Below are 17,600 nucleotides of genomic sequence, written 5' to 3'. Positions count from 1 at the left end.
AATAAAAATGAGTTTACCGCAAATTTAGGTTTTACTAATGGTTCGTTACGTAGTTTTATAATTATTAAGACGATTGCTGCAATTTTAACGACTATTTTCTGTCGTAGTTGATATCCGCTATGATATTATTCCCAACTATTTTGTGATCTAAATGGGATAGCTTTGTCAGTACTTTCAGTTAATAATTTGTCGATAGTTAAAAGAGATAGGTTATTATTTTCTAAGGTGAAATTTAACGTTGTTGCTGGCAGTTTGACGTATTTGAGAGGCGTTAACGGTGCCGGTAAAACAAGCATGCTTAGGGTATTGGCTGGTTTAGTTGAGCCTGAGTCTGGTGAGGTTTTGTTTCAAGGTGAAAAAATTCAAGATTGTCGCAATGACTATGCTTTAAGCTTGGTCTACTTTGGGCATAAATTAGGTGTTAACCAAACCCTAACTGCCGTAGAAAATATATTGTTTTGGTGTGATCTTCATCAGGTTATTACTACTACTGAACAGGTTTATAAAATTTTGGCACAATTAAACTTGGTTGGATTAGAAGATATCCCTGTTGCTAATTTATCCGCAGGACAGCAGCGAAGGGTGGCGCTTGCAAGGTTTTGGTTTAAAAAAAATGCCAAACTATGGATTTTGGATGAGCCTTTTACTGCATTAGATGTACAAGGAATCGCATTACTCAATCAACAGATTATAAGTTTTTTGGAAAAAGGTGGCGCAGTTGTGATGACCTCTCATCAGTCTTTACAAATAGAATACCCTACTACTGAAGTCACTTTGGAATACAATATTTAATGCAGGCACTGGTTTCCCTTTTAAAAAGAGATTTGTCTTTAGCCTATCGGCAAAGGGCCGAATTGATGCAGCCATTATTGTTTTTTGTATTGGTTATCAGCTTGTTTCCATTAGGTGTAGGGCCAGAGCCTAAAACTCTGCAGTTAATAGGGCCTGGTGTTATTTGGGTTGCTGCAATTTTGTCATCTTTATTAGGCTTAGAAAGAATGTTTAGAGATGATTTTAGTGACGGCTCCCTAGAGCAATTGATATTGTCGGGGGCTTCTTTATCCGGTGCTGCGCTGGTAAAAGTGTATGCCCATTGGATAACGAGTATTTTTCCACTTATTATTTTATCCCCTCTCTTGGCATTGTTTTTACATTTGACTGAACCTATGTATTGGGCATTGCTCAAAACTCTGCTGTTAGGTACACCTCTATTGAGCCTTATTGGTGCTATTGCCGTAGGATTGACTGTAGGGTTAAACAAAGGTGGAATGTTACTTGCCCTTTTATTATTACCGGTATTTGTTCCCTTGTTAATTTTTGCAACTTCTGCGGTTGAAGCTGCATCAATGGGGTTACAGTATAACGCGCAACTGGCCATTATAGGTGCCATGTTACTTTTTTCTCTTGCTTTGGCACCCTTTGCCATTGCTTATGCACTTAGAGTGAGCCAAAACTGATGTGGAAATGGTTACATCCTTACGCTAAGACCGAACGCACCTACCAACTTTGCCAACTTTTGTTGCCTTGGTTTTCTGTATTTGGCTTATTTATTATAATCTTGGCAGCAGTGTGGGGCTTAGCTTTTGCGCCCACTGATTACCAGCAGAGTGATGCTTATAGAATTATTTACGTACATGTACCAACTGCTGTTCTCTCAAAGAGTTTGTATATTGCTATGGCTGTTGCAGCTTTTGTGGGCTTGGTGTGGCAGGTGAAAACTTCTTTTATGGCTATGATGGCATTCGCGCCAGTTGGTGCTACCGTCACTTTTGTCTCGCTCGTGACAGGTGCTGCTTGGGGTAAACCTATGTGGGGTACTTGGTGGGAGTGGGACGCAAGACTGACATCGCAGCTTATTCTGTTGTTTTTGTTTCTTGGTGTGATTTCTCTATATAAAGCCTTCGATGATAAACAACAAGCAGGCAAGGCGGCTGGGGTAATGGCTGTGGTAGGTATCATTAACTTGCCAATAATTCATTACTCCGTTGAGTGGTGGAATACCCTCCATCAAGGCGCAACTATCATGAAACTAGATAAGCCTTCTATGCCTCCTGAAATGCTATGGCCTTTATTGTTAAGTATTTTAGGGTGGATATTGGTTTGTGGTGCAATATCTATTCAGCGCTTACAAAATGAAATTTTACAAAGAGATTTGAAGCGCCCTTGGGTGGTGAAATTGGCTATGAATGAGCATGTTTCGGGTGATAAAGAATAATGTATTTTGATGATTTTAAGAGTTTTTGGGATATGGGCGGTTATGGCCTATATGTTTGGTTGTCTTTTGGAGTGAGCTTTTTAAGCCTAGCTTGGTTATGGCTGGATTCTTTTTTTAGCAAAAGAGCCTTGTTTAAAAATGTTCATGTAGAACAAGCTCGATTAGCAAGAATTAGAGTCGCTTCTAAAAACTCAGAAAATAATGGGGTACAAGTATGAATCCAAGACGCCAAAAACGTTTGATGGTGGTATCTGCCATCGTATTAGTCATTTCTGCTGCAGTTGGCTTGATGCTATATGCCCTAAATCAAAATATTGATTTGTTTTATACTCCATCTGAAGTGATTCAGGGAAAGGAAGGAAACATTCCAGAAGTGGGTCAACGTTTAAGGATCGGTGGCATGGTAGTCGAAGGTTCAGTGAAGCGTGATCAAGAAACCTTAGCAGTAAGTTTTGATCTGATGGATACCGGACCAGTTGTGACAGTTAGCTATCAAGGTATTTTGCCCGATTTATTTAGAGAGGGACAGGGCATAGTCGCTACTGGAATTTTAACCAGCCCAAATCATATTGACGCTCATGAGGTGTTAGCTAAACACGATGAAGAATATATGCCTCCTGAGCTTGCTGAAAAAATGAAAGGTATTAAGCATGTTAAACCTTCTGAAAGTTCTGATTACGAAAGTGGGGCCTACTAAATATTATGTTGGCTGAACTAGGTAATTTCTCATTAATTATGGCTCTTATGGTAGCCATATTGTTGTCTGTTTATCCCATGTGGGGGGCCTATAAAGGTCATCAAAAAATGATGGCCATGGCAAAGCCTCTGGCCATTGGTATGTTTTTATTTACTGCATTCGCTTATTTTTGTCTAACTTATGCGTTTGTACATGATGACTTTAGTGTGGCTTATGTTGCTAATACTTCTAATAGCACCTTGCCTATTCATTATAAATACACTGCTGTATGGGGAGGTCATGAAGGCTCTTTTTTACTATGGACTTTGATCCTTTGTGTATGGACTTTAGCCGTCGCGCTTTTTAGTAAAGCGATTCCGGTAAAAGTATTGGCAAGGGTATTAGCTATTTTAGGAATGGTTGGCATTGGTTTTTACCTATTTATGTTACTTACTTCTAACCCCTTTGATCGCCTGCTACCATTTTACCCAATCGACGGCAAAGACTTAAACCCTTTACTGCAAGACTTTGGGATGATCATTCATCCGCCCATGTTGTACATGGGGTATGTGGGGTTTTCTGTCGCGTTTGCATTTGCTATTGCGGCTCTTATTTCTGGGCAACTCGACTCAACATGGGCTCGCTGGTCTCGCCCTTGGACATTAGCTGCCTGGTCATTTTTGACTGTTGGTGTGGCATTGGGAAGTTGGTGGGCCTACTACGAGCTTGGTTGGGGCGGATGGTGGTTCTGGGATCCATCAGAAAATGCCGCCTTTATGCCTTGGATTATTGGTACTGCATTAGTGCATAGCCTTGCGGTAACTGAAAAACGTAAAGTATTTAAGTCCTGGACGGTGTTTTTAGCTATTGCTGCTTTTTCTTTAAGCTTGTTAGGGACCTTTTTAATTCGTTCTGGTGTCTTGGTATCTGTGCATTCATTTGCAAGCGACCCTAGCAGAGGCCTATTTATTCTAGGTTTGTTGGTAGTGATTATTGGTGGGTCTTTGTTTTTGTATGCTCTTAGGGCGTCACAAATCAAAAGTAATGGCCGTTATGGCTTAGTGTCGAGAGAAGTATTCCTAATGGGAAATAATATCTTTTTGACAGCCGCAACCTTGGTTGTCTTGCTAGGGACGTTATTTCCATTGGTTCACAAAGAATTGGGGATGGGATCTATCTCTATCGGGGCTCCATTTTTTGACCAGATGTTTACTTATTTGATTGTGCCTTTTGTTTTATTGCTGGGAATTGGTCCTTTATCTAGGTGGAAAAATCAGTCTTTACAAGCTCTTTCAAAACAAATAATGATAGCTCTTGGTTTAAGTCTGTCTGCCGGCTTATTAGTCAACGCTGGTTTTGAGCAATCCACTTATATGGCAGACCTTGGATTGGTAATGAGTTTTTGGGTCATAATTACTACTGTTATGGAGGTGCGGCAGCGTATTGAGCAACAAGTCACAGCGGGTAAATATTCCACATGGCAAAGTTTACAAAAGCTAACGGCAAGTCATTGGGGCATGGTATTAGGTCACCTAGGTTTTGCTGTAACATTAATTGGTATTACATTGGTGAGTGCTTATAACACTGAGCGTAACGTTAGAATGGCAGAAGGTGATAGCGTTAATTTGCAGGGTTATGAATTTGTGTTTAAAGGCATATCTCAATTACAGGGCCCTAATTATTCAGCTGACGTTGCTCACGTTGATGTGTACCAAAATTCACAATTGGTTAGTACGCTTAAAGCTGAAAAACGTTTTTACCCTGTGCAAAGAAATGTGATGACAGAAGCTGGAATTGATTCAGGTTTCAGTCGAGATTTGTTCGTTGCATTAGGGGAGCAGCTTAAAAATGGCGACTGGTCATTACGGATTTATGTGAAACCTTTTATTAATTGGATATGGGCTGGCGCATTTATTATGGCGATAGGTGGGGTATTCTCGATTTCTGACAAACGTTATCGAATGGGAAATCTTGCACGTACTGCTAGCTCTGCTAAAGAAAATCCTAAGAACTTGATGGAGCAAGCCTCATGAAAAAATTTATGATCTTTCTTTTACCTTTAGTTGTGTTTTTGGGGGTGCTGGCATTTTTATACCAGGGGTTATTTTCAGATCCTAGAGAACACGAATCAACTTTGCTTGAACAATCAATGCCAGAGTTTGTGTTGCCTGATTTAATGGAGACACAGAAATCGTATAGTCAGACAATTTTCGAGGGTAAGGTTACGCTTTTAAATGTTTGGGGAGTTTGGTGCGTAACTTGCGCCGTTGAATTACCTTATCTACAGCAGCTAAAGCAAGATGGAAAACATATTGTTGGTTTGTATTACGACCAAGATATTGATCCTGATTTTGGTATTAAAACCGTTGCAAGAGTGCAACAAGAAGTAAAAGACAAACTTGCTCAGTTGGGGAATCCCTATGCGTTTAATATTTTTGATGTAAAGCGGGATTTGTCACTTGATTTAGGGGTGACCGGAGCGCCTGAGACGTTCTTAATTGACCAGACAGGGAAGATTAGGCTACACCACATTGGGGATATTAATCCTAGAGTCTGGAATTCTAAGTTTGCCCCTATTTACAACAAGTTGGTGGCTAACTAATGAAAGGTTTTAGATTTTTTCTTTTTAGTTTTTTATTTGGGCTGAGTTTGTCGGTATTCGCAACTGAAGATAAATTTTACTTTGAGGCTCCCGAACAACAAGCGTTATTTTTTGAATTAACTAAAGAGTTACGCTGTCCTAAATGTCAAAACCAAAATATTGCTGATTCGGATGCTATGATCGCTATTGACTTAAAGCGGAAGGTTTACCAGTTATTACAACAGGGTCAAACTAAAGAAGAAGTCATTGATTTTATGAAGCAGCGTTACGGTGACTTTGTTTATTATCAGCCCCCTGTCAACTCAATGACAATTTGGTTATGGTTATTACCACTATTTTTTATATGTATCGCTATTGCAGGTATTGTATTGGGCCGTAAAAGACAAGTGTCTCATTTAGATGATGAAAAATTGAAGAAAGCGAAAGCCCTACTGGAGTCTGACGAGTGAGTATTTTTTATATATGGGGAGCATGTTTTATTTTCTTTGCTGCAGTGCTGTGTTGCCTTCCATGGATTAGAGTACAAAAGCCTAAAACCAATGTCATTAATAACAAGGTATTGATTAAACAGAGATTAAACGAGCTTGATAGTGAGCAAGAACAAGGTTTGTTGGATAGTACAGATACCGAGGAGTCTAAAGAAGAGCTTACCCTTGCTATGCTTGATGAGGTATCGGCTCAGTATCAGCAATCACCAAAAGTAACATCTATTATTTTGCTAGGTGCATTGTTAAGTATTGGCGTTGGGGTGGCTGTTTATTGGCAGGCTAATCAGATTTCACAAATTGAATACTGGCAAAATGTAAAACAAAAAACAAGCGACCTTGGGCAAAGAATGATCCAAGGGGATGCTAGTTTGCAGTTAGATGATTTGAAAGACTTTTCGTTAGGCTTACGTACTAAGTTAATTGATAACCCCGATGATCCAGTTGGTTGGATGTTATTAGGACGTGTTTATGGAGCTATGAACAGTATAGATAATGCCATTCAATCATTTGAAAAGTCGCTAGAGCTTGACGCTACGAATACCAGTACTATGGCAAGTTACGCTCAGGCGTTGTTGATGACTGGACAAGAAGGGCAAGTGTTAAGGTCCAAACAGGTTTTATTGCATTTGTTGTCTATAGAGCCCAAGAATACCAACGCCATGGGGGTACTGGCTGTTGTGGCTACACAACTTAACGATAAACAGCTAGCTCTAGAAAACTGGCAAAGCTTGTTAGCTTTTATTCCAAATACAGATTCGAATTATAAGTTAATTGAGCAACGTATTAATCAATTGAAGTTTGAGTTGTCAGCAACTGATGATACTCAGTCTGAGCAATTAATCCCGAGTGTAGCGATTACTGTAGATTTAAATAGTGACATAGAGTTACCCAAAAAAGGCTTTTTATTTGTTTTTGCACAAGAAAACAATGGCACCATGAAAATGCCTGCGGCGGTTGTCAAAATACCTTTAGGGGAGTTCCCAGTGACTATTGAATTATCGAATGAAAATGCCATGTTGCCTAACTATACTTTATCTCAACTTAACGACGTAAAAATAGTTGCTCGTATATCGGCTGATGAAGATGTCACTCAGTCTCAAGGAGATCTTCAGGGAGAACGTCTCATCACTTTGAGTAATGAAAAACAAACTAACGAAACTATACAGATAGACAGAATCTTATGACAAATAACAAAGCAATACTAAGCCTGATATCTCTTTTTTTATTATTGGGAGGCTGTACATCGACCCAAGGTTTTGATGCGAAGGCGCAACAATATAACGATCCCAAAGATCCTATTGAGCCATTTAACCGTGCTATGTGGGACTTTAACTACGATGTATTAGATGCTTATCTTTTACGACCAGCAGCTGTTGCTTACGTTGGGGTTATGCCACAGTTTGCACGTACAGGGTTGTTAAATATGGCGGAAAACTTGGAGGAACCATCTAATTCTTTAAATAATTTACTGCAAGGAAAAATCGAAGGTACTTTCATTAGTTTAGGGCGTTTTGTACTTAACTCTACGGTCGGGCTGCTCGGTTTGATTGATGTAGCAAGTGAGCTAGGCATAGAAGCTGAAGAAGAGGAGTTTGGTGAAGTGCTTGGTAAATGGGGGGTTGGTACTGGCCCATATCTTATGATCCCAGCGTGGGGGCCAACTGATATTCGTTCGGGAGTAGGAGATGTTGTGGATTCTTCTTATTCACCATTAGATAGTTTGAATTTTTATGTTTCATTCTTTAGAACAGGAATCAAAGTGTTGGAAAGCAGAGCCGCGGTTATCTCACAAGAGCAACAACTAAACTCTTCTGCAGATCCTTATAGCTTTGTTAAAAGTGCCTATTTCCAAAACCTAGAATACAAGGTACTAGACGGAAAAGTTTTAGTATCAGAAGAGGAAGAGGCTCTGGATGACGATATTGATGCGTTTTTAGATGACTTCTAATATTCATATTTAAAAATAAAGCCCCGCTTGTCTTTGTAAACGGGGATTTATTGCTTCAATCCTGAAGTACTTGTTAATAACCTTCAGGGTTATCAGCCTGCCATTTCCATGAATCTCTGCACATATCTGCTAAACCTCTCGTTGCTTCCCACCCTAATGCGTCAAATGCGGTTTTAGGATCTGCATAGCATGATGCAACGTCACCGCTGCGACGAGGTACAAATTGATAAGGGATATTTTGACCGCTTTGTTTTTCAAACTCTTTAACCATGTCTAGTACGCTATAACCTTGCCCTGTTCCTAAATTATAAGTCACTATTCCCACATTAGTTTGTAGCTTTTCTAAGGCTTTTAGATGGCCTGCAGCTAAATCTTCTACATGTATATAGTCTCTTACACCTGTACCGTCTGGTGTATCGTAGTCATTGCCATAGATAGATAATTGTTCCCGCTTGCCGGTTGCCACTTGCGTTATAAATGGCATTAGGTTGTTAGGGATCCCATTTGGATCTTCGCCAATACGTCCTGATGGGTGAGCTCCTGCTGGATTGAAATACCGTAGCAGGGCAATATTCCAGTCGTTATCTGATTTATATAAATCTTTTAATACCAGCTCAACCATAAGCTTAGACATGCCGTAAGGGTTTGTTGGTTGACCCGTTGGCATGTCTTCGCGTAATGGAAGCTCCACTGGGTCTCCGTAAACAGTTGCCGACGAACTAAATACTAGATTTTTGACACCAAACTTTTTCATGGCTTCGCATAAGGTTAACGTACCGTAGACATTATTGTTATAGTAGTTAAGAGGCTTTTCGACAGACTCACCAACAGCTTTTAAACCTGCAAAATGGATGACCGCATTAATTTTATGCTTGGAAAATAGTAATTCTAAAATAGTATGGTCACGGATATCACCCTGAACAAATATCGTTTTTTTGCCTGTTAACTCTTCAACTCGTTTGAGTGACTCTTCTGAAGAGTTACATAAATTATCCAGCACAATAACTTGATTTCCAGCTTCTAATAGCTGTAAGACAGTATGGCTACCAATATAACCGGCTCCACCGGTTACTAAAATTGTTTGCATTTTATTCTCCTTGAAATTTATGTGATGGAATATATTTAGCACATAACCCATATTGAAATGGTTTAATGAATAAAGGGTAAAGTAAGGTTAATAATAATGCCCAAATTATTGATACCCAGTTTGTTGATGTCTGCAATATCAACACAAATATGGGTATCACTACTATTAGTTTTAAAATATTGAGTAGTAATTTTTCTGGGCCAATTAATTTCTTTTGGGCAGCTTGTATTACTTCTAAACGTTTAGTTAGAGGTAAGTGCTGTAATTTCGGGATGCTTTTTGTCGAGAAATATAACTTCATAATGATATTTAACTCTAAATAGACATAAAAGCCCAACTAAATATCTAAATTAGTTGGGCATTGCTTACATGTTACGTTTTAATGCTTCGCTATAAATTAGCTAGCGGACTTATCTACTAATAACTCCCACTTTTTAGTTTTGAGAGTGAGTATCGCCACCACCACGCCAACAGCAATTGTTATGAGACAAATATGCATAAACAGCTCAGGCATTTCGTTCAGGTTATTTGGATCAAGATTACCAGCGAGTAGGCCCGCAACAACATTACCAATAGAGTAGGTTAATACAAATACGCCCATCATTTGTCCTGCAAACCTTTTAGGTGATAATTTACTTACAGCACTTAATGCAACAGGGCTTAAGCATAGCTCCCCTACCGTATGTAGAAAGTAAGTAGACACTAACCAATAAGGTGCAACTTTCATCCCAGAAGCGGCGTACTGAGCAGCAAAAAACATTACTAGGAAGCCTAAGGCCATAATAATAAGACCTATCGCACATTTTATACCGTAAGAAGGCGTGATCATTTTTTTAGCTAGGTTAATCCATAGTGCTGCTATAAACGGGGCTAAGATAATAATAAAAGCTGAGTTTGATAGTTGAAACCAAATTGTAGGAATTTCAAAAGAACCCATAATACGATTCGTATAATCTTGGGCAAACAAATTTAGAGATGAGCCAGCTTGTTCAAATCCAGCCCAAAAACAAGCTGATGCTACACATACTAAAAATAAAGCAGCTAGACCACGTTTTTCATTGCCATCAAGGTTGCCTAGAAAAAATATACCTATGAAATATAGAATAAATATAGCCGTTATAATAACTGCAGCTGACTCTGCTATTGATACAGGATCAATAACCAACGACCCAGCCATTATTGCAGTAATAACTAAAGTTAAGCCAATAAGGAAAGCAGTAATTATTGACCAACTAACTTTAATCATTTTGGGGCTACTTTCTACAGTAGGTTCTGCCCCTGCGCCATTTAATTTGTAAAGTGTTTTCCTGTATTGAATCAAGCCTGCTGCCATACCAATTGCCGCTAAACCAAAGGCTAAATGCCACCAACCCTGTTCCTTTAAAGGGCCAACTGTTAGATAAGCTAAGAAAGAACCTATATTAATACCCATATAATACAGGGTATAGCCTGCATCTCTACGTTTGTCGTCTTTACTATACAACTGACCGACCATAGCGCCAATGTTGGGTTTAAGAAGACCTGTTCCAAGTACAACTAACACCAGTCCAATAAAAAATGTTTTATCAGATGGAATAGCCAACACGACGTGACCCGCGAATATGATAATTCCGCCATACCATACTGTTTTTTGACACCCCAAGAGCCTATCTGCTATCCAACCTCCAGGCAGGCCCATTAAATATACTGAGCCAGTATATAACCCATAAATAGCTGATGCAGATGCTACTGTAATAAACAAGCCTCCCTCTTGGATACTTGCCGTCATAAATAAAATGAGTAGAGCACGCATTCCGTAGTAACTGAAACGTTCCCACATCTCTGTAAAGAATAGAGTAGATAAGCCTTTGGGATGCCCAAAAAAGCTTGTATCTAATTGGTTACTATTAGGTTGTTCTGTCGTCATCTATTTTACCTTTTTTGTATTTATTTGATGATTAAGTTTAGATATGCATTTTATTTATAATTTTATTTAATTATGGCTATATCTAAACAATTCCCTGTTAAATTTGAAATGTTCAACGTGTTTATACTAGAGCACTAGCTTGAAAACAATATAATCACCATGAACTTATACAAAATTGCTGACAGCACAATAGATTGGAATCTTCACATTGCACTCAAGTGGTGCTCTTACTAGCCGCAAATGTCGCTTTATAAGTTGAGTATTAAAAGTTAACGTTAGTAAGTTTTAAGATAATAAATATTTATAATTCAATTGTTTATGTATAAAAGCAACAGTACTTTTGTTATTATCATTCTGTTTACATTAGGCCGTTTATTTTTAACATTATATTGCTGGTATTGCAGCAATCTAATTTGTTACTATGCACTGCAATGAGTCGTTAGCCTTCTATATATTTTTCTTTTGGTTCACTTAAGGTACATGCCAAATTACCTAGTATGGTATTTGAGGTGATTTTAAATGAGATACAAGCTAGCACTATTTTTAGTTTAGGATTTAATACAAAGAGGCTTAATTATTGCTTTGTATTTAGATAGAAAAAATAAAGGAAATTATTAATGCTGAATCACCTAGAGTTTGCACCTTTGTTTACTGCGTTTATGGTGGCAACTATTTTGTTGGTGATTATGACACCATTAGCACATCAACTAGGTTTAGTTGATTCCCCCGATGATAGAAAAACGCACATTGGCATGATACCCCTTACAGGGGGGGTGTGCATATTTGGAGCGGTGTTCTTTGCATGTTTCGCTACTGATGTTTGGTTTAAAAATGGCACTTTATTTTTTACTGCTTCAGCATTTATTGTTCTTTTAGGTATGCTAGATGACAAATTCGATTTGAGTGCTAAAGGTCGGCTTGTTTGTCAATTCGGTGTGGCAGCCATTATGGCGTACAGCGCACAAAACTATCTCACATCTCTCGGCGACATACTTGGATTTGGAGTTGTAGATTTTGGTTTTTTTGGTTATTTTTTTACTCTTGTATGTGTGGTTGGTGTTATTAACGCTTTTAATATGATCGACGGTATTGATGGGTTAGCAGGTGGCATGAGTCTAATTGTATTAGGCAGCTTTGTTTTGTTGCTTTTAATTGCTCAAAATGGTGAAGCCGCCATGGGGCCTCTAGTTGTGATTGCTGCAATTGTTCCATTTTTAGCTTTTAATCTGAGTGTAAAGGGATTTAAAGGTAATAAGATATTCATGGGCGATAGCGGTAGTATGTTTGTTGGCCTAACTATAGTGTGGTTGTTAGTTGAATACTCTCAAGGTGGTGAAGCTGCTATGAGACCTATAACCGCTGTTTGGTTAATTGGATTACCTTTGATGGATATGGCTGCAATTATGTATAGAAGAGCTAGAAAAGGTAAGTCAATGTTACAACCTGATAGACAGCATCTTCATAATATATTTATGCGTGCAGGACTATCATCAAGAAGAGCATTAGTGGCTATTTTGTTGCTCGGGTGTTTTTACGCAACTATTGGCGTTATAGGTGAGATATTACTTGTTCCAGAATATATTATGTTTTGGGCTTTTATTGCATTATTAATTATCTATAGCTTAGTGATTCAGCATGTTTGGCGAATTCTAACTATTTTAAGAGCTGAGTCTGATCCTAAAAATTAACTCAGGGTTATTTCGTTAGTAACCTTTGAATGTGTCCCATCACGCGTTATTATCCTTTTCAATATTCCAGATCGTATAATTTATGAAAATACTGAGCAGTCTTCTTTTACTGGGCACCCTTTTACAAGGGTGCAGTTCAATTGATCAACCTATCGCGAGCCTTGCTCTCGTTGAACATGAGTTTGGTCCCGATATCGTGCTTTTATCTTCTGAACAACAACTTGTATTTTCCAAAGATAGAAATACTCGCAAAGTACAAATAAACGGTAAGCAAGCCGAGCTAGGACAGGTATTTTTTGCTGCAAGTGGGAAAATCTGCCGTAAGGTTCAGTTTTTGGTGGATGGTCAACGGGTATATTGTAAAACCGATAAGGGGAGTTGGTATGCTGTTAGCCCTGTTTTAGCCAGTTACAATGAAGCTGATGCAGGAGGCAATCAATAATGTCATTCAATTATCGTTTCTTTTCTCTTATGGTATTGAAGTTAATCATTTTTAGTACTAGCTCTTTATTGATAGTGCCATCTTATTCTCAACAAGCCCCGACTGAAGAACAATTACAACAAGCTCAGCAGGCTAGTCAAAGTCAACGAGTTGATTTATCCCAATATATTCAATCTGGCGGCAACAGTACAGGGCGAGGGGGGAGCATTAACCTACCTTCAGAGTCAGGGCCTATGCCTGCAGGTGAAGAAGGGTTGCCACCTCCTTACGGCGCAAACTTGTTCAAAGGTGGCTTTGAAACTGAGCGCAGTGATGGCTTGAACTCTGCTTATTTAGTTGCGCCTGGCGATAAAATTGCCATCCAAATGTGGGGGACAGTAAATAGCTCTGAGGTCGTAACTGTAGATAATCAAGGTAATATTTTCATTCCTGATGTGGGGCCAATTAAAGTTCAAGATGTTCCTGCCAGCAGCGTGAATTCTGTGGTAACACAAGGAATTAAATCCATATACACCAACAACGTGAGTGTGTACGTTAACCTTCTTACTGCTACTCCTGTGAGTGTATTTGTAGCAGGGCCAGTATTGAGACCAGGACAATACGCGGGTTTAGCTTCAGACTCAGTATTGTTTTATCTCAAACGTGCCGGCGGCATCGACCCTCATCGGGGTAGTTATCGAACCATCACAGTAAAACGTCAAGGTGAAACCGTCTTAAGTTACGATCTATATGATTTTCTTAAGTTGGGTAGATTACCTGCATTCTCGTTTAAAGATGAAGACGTGATTTTTGTGGGCGAACAGGGTGCTATGGTTAATGTAGAAGGCGCAGCGCGATATCCTTTCAGATTTGAGCTTGAACCTTCAAAACGCTCTGGTACGGCATTAATGATTTATGCCCGTCCACTTTCTAAAACTAGCCATGTAGCAATTACCGGCAGCCGCGCTTCTGGCCCAATTTCGGTTTATTTACCCGTAAATGAATTTGATCAATTTACCATGGCCGATGGTGACACGGTATTATTTAACGATGACATTCGCCCTCAAGTTATTAGTGTGCAGATATCAGGTAGCTATGAAGGCCCATCTTTTTATGCTGTTGAAAAAGATACTCGGTTGTTAGACTTGTTGAGCTACATAGAAGTTGACCCAGAACAAGCCAATTATGGTTCAATTTACATTAAGCGCGAAAGCGTCATGGATCAGCAAAAGTTGTTGATCAATGAGTCATTAGATCGCTTGGAGCGTAGTTTATTCACTGCTCCAGCTTCATCAAGTGGTGAAGCCTCGATTCGAGCTCAAGAAGCCCAGTTAGTTTCACAATTTATTGCTCGTGCCAGAAGAATTGAGCCCTTAGGCAAAGTGATTGTGTCTGAAAATAGCAAAGTTGCGAATATTCGTCTCGAGCAAGGAGATGAAATTGTCATCCCTGCCCAAACTGACTTGATTCAAATAGGCGGCGAAGTGTTAATGCCTCAAGCTATTGTTTATAACCCTAAAGCTACCGTATCGGATTACATCGCGTGGGCTGGTGGGTTTAGTGAACGAGCAGATGATGACCGTATTGCTATTGTTCATGCAAGCGGTATAACTCGTTTTGTTTCTTCAAGTTCAGGTGAGCGTTGGTATAGCTCAGAAGAGCTCACTCCATTAGAAGCTGGAGATCAGATTTTAGTGCTGCCAAAAGTAGATGCTAAGGTTATGCAGTCTATCAAAGACGTTACCCAAATCATTTACCAAATAGCTGTGGCCGCCAATGTCGCAACTTAATCTAATTGCAAAATATTAGTTTATGACAACAGTTATTAAACGCAACAAGTGGGAAATATGGCGAGATGTCATATTTGCCCTATTTGTAAGAGAAATACGTACCGGGTTTAATGATAAGTTTGGTATTAGTTGGTCTGTTATAAATCCAGTAGCATTTATTTTTATATTGTCATTTGTTCGAGGACGGATGGATGGTGGAGATTCTCATACTATCCCTACATTTGTTTATATGGCTTATGGTTTAATCTTAATTCAAAGTTTTTTACAGACTCTTTCTTCATCAGCACAATCAATTGCAAAAGCTAAAACTTTATTCGCATTTCGACAAGTACAGCCTATTAGTGCTGTTATTGCTGCTAGCTTGTTTGAGCTATTGGTAAAAGTGTTTGTGGCTTTAGGGATCGTATTGATAATGTATTTTTTAGGGTTAGAGATACGAGTAGATAATCCTCTTCTTTTACTGTCTTGCTTTGTATTACTTTGGCTGTTCTCTATGAATATTGGTTTAATATTCGGGATCCTAGAACTATATGTGAAAGAAGTGAAAAAATTTAGAGAGCTTGCCTCTAGGCCAATGTTTTTTATTTCAGGTGTGTTCTTTTCACTTCAAGACTTTCCAAAAGAGTATTGGCATTTTTTGGACTGGAATCCTATTTTACATGCGATTGAGTTATCAAGATATGCCGCTTACACAACATATGGGCAAAGTGGTGTTAGTCTTGAGTTTTTGAGTTTAACTACTTTGAGTTTTGTGTTTCTCGGAATAGTCGTTTACAAAGGCTTTTGGCGTCAGGCAATTAGTAGATGATTAAATTAGAGAATGTCTCAAAGTACTATCCATCAAAAATGGGTAACCAATATATTTTTAAGGACATTACTTTTGAGATACCTAGTGGACACAATATAGCGATTTTAGGTGCTAATGGTGCAGGTAAATCTACTCTTTTTAGACTTTTGGCAGGAAGTGAATACCCAAATAAGGGGAAGGTTATTACTAACCTTAGCTTGTCGTGGCCAGTCGCATTAGCTACTGGGATTCACCCACTAATGACAGGACGAGAAAACACTCGGTTTATTGGTCGAGTTAACGGTGTATCTGATTTAAAAGCATATGAAAAAAAAGTGATTGCTTTTGCAGAGTTGGGTAATAAATTTGATTTGCCAGTACGCACCTACTCTACAGGTATGAAACCTAGATTAGCGTTTGCATGCTCAATCGCCATTGATTTTGATGTTTACTTAATTGATGAAGTGACCTCTGTTGGAGATGCTAAATTTAGACGTAAGGCTAAGCAAGCATTGTTAGAAAGAGCGAAAGATGCAACAGTGATTATGGTGAGTCATGAGATGGATGAACTTAGGCAGTTTTGTGATAGTGCGATTGTATTAGATAAAGGGGAGTTAACTTTCTATTCTGATATAGAGCAAGGAATTGAGGTTTATCAGAGCCTTTAAACCCTTAGCACCACTGTTGAAATTAGCTAAATACAATTATTTTAAGTAGAGATTTAATCATTTGATAACTGTTATTAAAGAAAAAGTTTGGAATAAAGAGCAAAGAGCTGTACGCCGACCTTTTGTGGTGTTTGTGATTGTTCCATTCATTGTTTTTGCTTTTTATCAAGTTTTACTCGCCAGTCCTCGTTATGAAAGCCAAGCAAAACTTATCGTAAAGGAGCCGAATGGTATAAGTACACTAGATCCTGCTATGGCTATTATGTCAGGGTTTGGTGTGTCCAGTGGTAATTCAGATGTTGAACTTGTAAAGGCGTTTATTTATTCAAACGATATGCTCAACTACCTTGAAACTAGCCATAACATTAGTGAGCACTATAGTGATAGTCAAAACGATATGTTTAGTAAGTTGGGGACAGATTCTACTAAAGAAGCAAAACTGAAATACTATTTAGATAGAGTAAAAGTTGAGATTGATGAGAAATCACAAGTAATCGCGTTGTATGTACAAGCTTTCGACCAAGCTATAGCCCACCAATTAAATTCAGCCATAGTGGAAAGGGCTGAATGGTATATCAATGAGATAGGTCAAAATCTGGCTAAAGAACAGTTAAAATTTGTACAGCAAGAGCATGAGCTAGTTGTTCAAAAACTGCAAACCGCAAAATCGCAATTACTTGAGTTTCAGCGACGTTATAACTTACTAGACCCTGAAGCTGAAGGTTTAGCATTACAACAAATAACCTACACGTTAGAGGGGGAAATAGCCTCTAAGACGTCAGCTTTAAGAATGTTGTTAAGCAGCATGAGTGAAGATGCCCCTTTAGCATTACAAGCCAGAGCTGAGCTTGATAGTTTGAAAAGGCAGTTAGAGGTTGAAAGAGAACGCCTAACCAACCAATCGAATAACAATAAATCAAATTTACCAGAAACAGATAGTTTAGGTGTTGGTGAAGTGCTTGCTAAGTTTAGTGATTACAAAATCAACCTAGAATTGACATTACAAGCGTATACCGCTTCGCAAATCTCTTTAGAAAAGTCTCGAATAGAGGCTTACAAACAACTGAAATATCTAATAGTCGTAGAAGAATCAACACTTCCTGAGGATTATACTTACCCAAAGGTTTTCTACAACCTAGCTTTATTTTTGACGATTTTATTGATGCTTTTTGGCGTTGCTAAAGTTATCTTCGCAACGGTTGAGGAGTTACGATAGGTGTCAATCGTTAACATTATTTAAAACCTCACATTATTTGTTGCAGTAGCTTTGAGTAATAAAATATAACTTAGAATTAACCATTACTTTATTAGTGGCTGGGATGTT

General features: G+C 38.7%; 19 protein-coding genes. 16 read left to right on the top strand and 3 right to left on the bottom strand.

Annotated features, from left to right (window positions below; genetic code table 11):
- The first annotated feature begins 162 nt into the window (after window positions 1-162).
- From ccmA to ABJD71_RS12830, 10 genes are read left to right on the top strand one after another with little or no spacing between them, the layout of a single operon-like run.
- Window positions 163-792 carry a cytochrome c biogenesis heme-transporting ATPase CcmA gene (gene ccmA, locus ABJD71_RS12875; RefSeq protein WP_348169881.1) on the top strand — a complete coding sequence of 210 codons (630 nt, stop codon included), beginning with the start codon at window positions 163-165 and terminating at the stop codon, window positions 790-792.
- Entirely contained in the window at window positions 792-1,457 is a 666-nt protein-coding gene (gene ccmB / locus ABJD71_RS12870; RefSeq protein WP_348169878.1) for a heme exporter protein CcmB, read from the top strand. The genes ccmA and ccmB overlap by 1 nt, the downstream gene beginning before the upstream one ends.
- On the top strand, window positions 1,457-2,215 hold the full coding sequence (locus ABJD71_RS12865) for a heme ABC transporter permease (RefSeq protein ID WP_348169875.1): 759 nt from the start codon (window positions 1,457-1,459) through the stop codon (window positions 2,213-2,215). The genes ccmB and ABJD71_RS12865 overlap by 1 nt, the downstream gene beginning before the upstream one ends.
- A complete protein-coding gene (gene ccmD, locus ABJD71_RS12860) occupies window positions 2,215-2,433 on the top strand; it encodes a heme exporter protein CcmD (RefSeq protein ID WP_348169872.1) in 219 nt (72 codons plus the stop codon). Before ABJD71_RS12865 ends, ccmD begins: the two co-directional genes overlap by 1 nt.
- The gene (gene ccmE, locus ABJD71_RS12855) at window positions 2,430-2,912 is read left to right on the top strand and encodes a cytochrome c maturation protein CcmE (RefSeq protein ID WP_348169869.1); all 483 of its coding nucleotides are present in this window, start codon (window positions 2,430-2,432) and stop codon (window positions 2,910-2,912) included. The genes ccmD and ccmE overlap by 4 nt, the downstream gene beginning before the upstream one ends.
- Before the next feature lie 5 nt (window positions 2,913-2,917).
- Window positions 2,918-4,924: a heme lyase CcmF/NrfE family subunit gene (locus ABJD71_RS12850; RefSeq protein WP_348169866.1), complete on the top strand. Its 2,007-nt coding sequence runs from the start codon at window positions 2,918-2,920 to the stop codon at window positions 4,922-4,924.
- Window positions 4,921-5,493, top strand: coding sequence for a DsbE family thiol:disulfide interchange protein (locus ABJD71_RS12845; protein WP_348169864.1), 573 nt, complete (start codon window positions 4,921-4,923; stop codon window positions 5,491-5,493). Before ABJD71_RS12850 ends, ABJD71_RS12845 begins: the two co-directional genes overlap by 4 nt.
- Entirely contained in the window at window positions 5,493-5,942 is a 450-nt protein-coding gene (locus ABJD71_RS12840) for a cytochrome c-type biogenesis protein (protein ID WP_348169861.1), read from the top strand. Before ABJD71_RS12845 ends, ABJD71_RS12840 begins: the two co-directional genes overlap by 1 nt.
- Entirely contained in the window at window positions 5,939-7,165 is a 1,227-nt protein-coding gene (gene ccmI / locus ABJD71_RS12835; protein ID WP_348169858.1) for a c-type cytochrome biogenesis protein CcmI, read from the top strand. Before ABJD71_RS12840 ends, ccmI begins: the two co-directional genes overlap by 4 nt.
- Complete coding sequence (locus ABJD71_RS12830) at window positions 7,162-7,929, top strand: VacJ family lipoprotein (RefSeq protein ID WP_348169855.1); 768 nt, start codon at window positions 7,162-7,164, stop codon at window positions 7,927-7,929. The genes ccmI and ABJD71_RS12830 overlap by 4 nt, the downstream gene beginning before the upstream one ends.
- Window positions 7,930-8,002: 73 nt before the next feature.
- Here ABJD71_RS12830 and galE read toward each other — a convergent pair whose 3' ends face one another.
- The 3 genes from galE to ABJD71_RS12815 all read right to left on the bottom strand — a co-directional run bounded on the left by galE (window position 8,003) and on the right by ABJD71_RS12815 (window position 10,922).
- Window positions 8,003-9,016, bottom strand: coding sequence for a UDP-glucose 4-epimerase GalE (gene galE / locus ABJD71_RS12825; RefSeq protein WP_348169852.1), 1,014 nt, complete (start codon window positions 9,014-9,016; stop codon window positions 8,003-8,005).
- A 1-nt stretch (window position 9,017) separates the two neighbouring features.
- Window positions 9,018-9,317 (bottom strand): DUF6170 family protein, encoded by a 300-nt coding sequence (locus tag ABJD71_RS12820; RefSeq protein WP_348169849.1) that lies wholly within the window; start codon window positions 9,315-9,317, stop codon window positions 9,018-9,020.
- Window positions 9,318-9,413: 96 nt separating this feature from the next.
- Entirely contained in the window at window positions 9,414-10,922 is a 1,509-nt protein-coding gene (locus ABJD71_RS12815) for a peptide MFS transporter (RefSeq protein ID WP_348169846.1), read from the bottom strand.
- A 617-nt stretch (window positions 10,923-11,539) separates the two neighbouring features.
- Between ABJD71_RS12815 and wecA the strand changes: the two genes are divergently transcribed.
- The 6 genes from wecA to ABJD71_RS12785 all read left to right on the top strand — a co-directional run bounded on the left by wecA (window position 11,540) and on the right by ABJD71_RS12785 (window position 17,492).
- Window positions 11,540-12,610, top strand: a complete 1,071-nt coding sequence (gene wecA / locus ABJD71_RS12810) for a UDP-N-acetylglucosamine--undecaprenyl-phosphate N-acetylglucosaminephosphotransferase (RefSeq protein ID WP_348169843.1) — start codon at window positions 11,540-11,542, stop codon at window positions 12,608-12,610.
- A gap of 82 nt (window positions 12,611-12,692) precedes the next feature.
- Entirely contained in the window at window positions 12,693-13,052 is a 360-nt protein-coding gene (locus tag ABJD71_RS12805) for a hypothetical protein (RefSeq protein WP_348169840.1), read from the top strand.
- On the top strand, window positions 13,052-14,821 hold the full coding sequence (locus ABJD71_RS12800) for a polysaccharide biosynthesis/export family protein (RefSeq protein ID WP_348169837.1): 1,770 nt from the start codon (window positions 13,052-13,054) through the stop codon (window positions 14,819-14,821). Before ABJD71_RS12805 ends, ABJD71_RS12800 begins: the two co-directional genes overlap by 1 nt.
- Before the next feature lie 22 nt (window positions 14,822-14,843).
- The gene (locus ABJD71_RS12795; RefSeq protein ID WP_348169834.1) at window positions 14,844-15,629 is read left to right on the top strand and encodes an ABC transporter permease; all 786 of its coding nucleotides are present in this window, start codon (window positions 14,844-14,846) and stop codon (window positions 15,627-15,629) included.
- Window positions 15,626-16,276, top strand: coding sequence for an ABC transporter ATP-binding protein (locus ABJD71_RS12790; RefSeq protein ID WP_348169831.1), 651 nt, complete (start codon window positions 15,626-15,628; stop codon window positions 16,274-16,276). The genes ABJD71_RS12795 and ABJD71_RS12790 overlap by 4 nt, the downstream gene beginning before the upstream one ends.
- Before the next feature lie 61 nt (window positions 16,277-16,337).
- Window positions 16,338-17,492: a lipopolysaccharide biosynthesis protein gene (locus tag ABJD71_RS12785; RefSeq protein ID WP_348169828.1), complete on the top strand. Its 1,155-nt coding sequence runs from the start codon at window positions 16,338-16,340 to the stop codon at window positions 17,490-17,492.
- Window positions 17,493-17,600 lie beyond the last annotated feature (108 nt).

Origin of the sequence: Paraglaciecola sp. (assembly GCF_039943935.1) — a bacterium.
GTDB lineage: Bacteria > Pseudomonadota > Gammaproteobacteria > Enterobacterales > Alteromonadaceae > Paraglaciecola.
The sequence above is the reverse complement of the archived record's forward strand: the minus strand, read 5'-3'. Positions and strand labels throughout refer to the sequence as shown.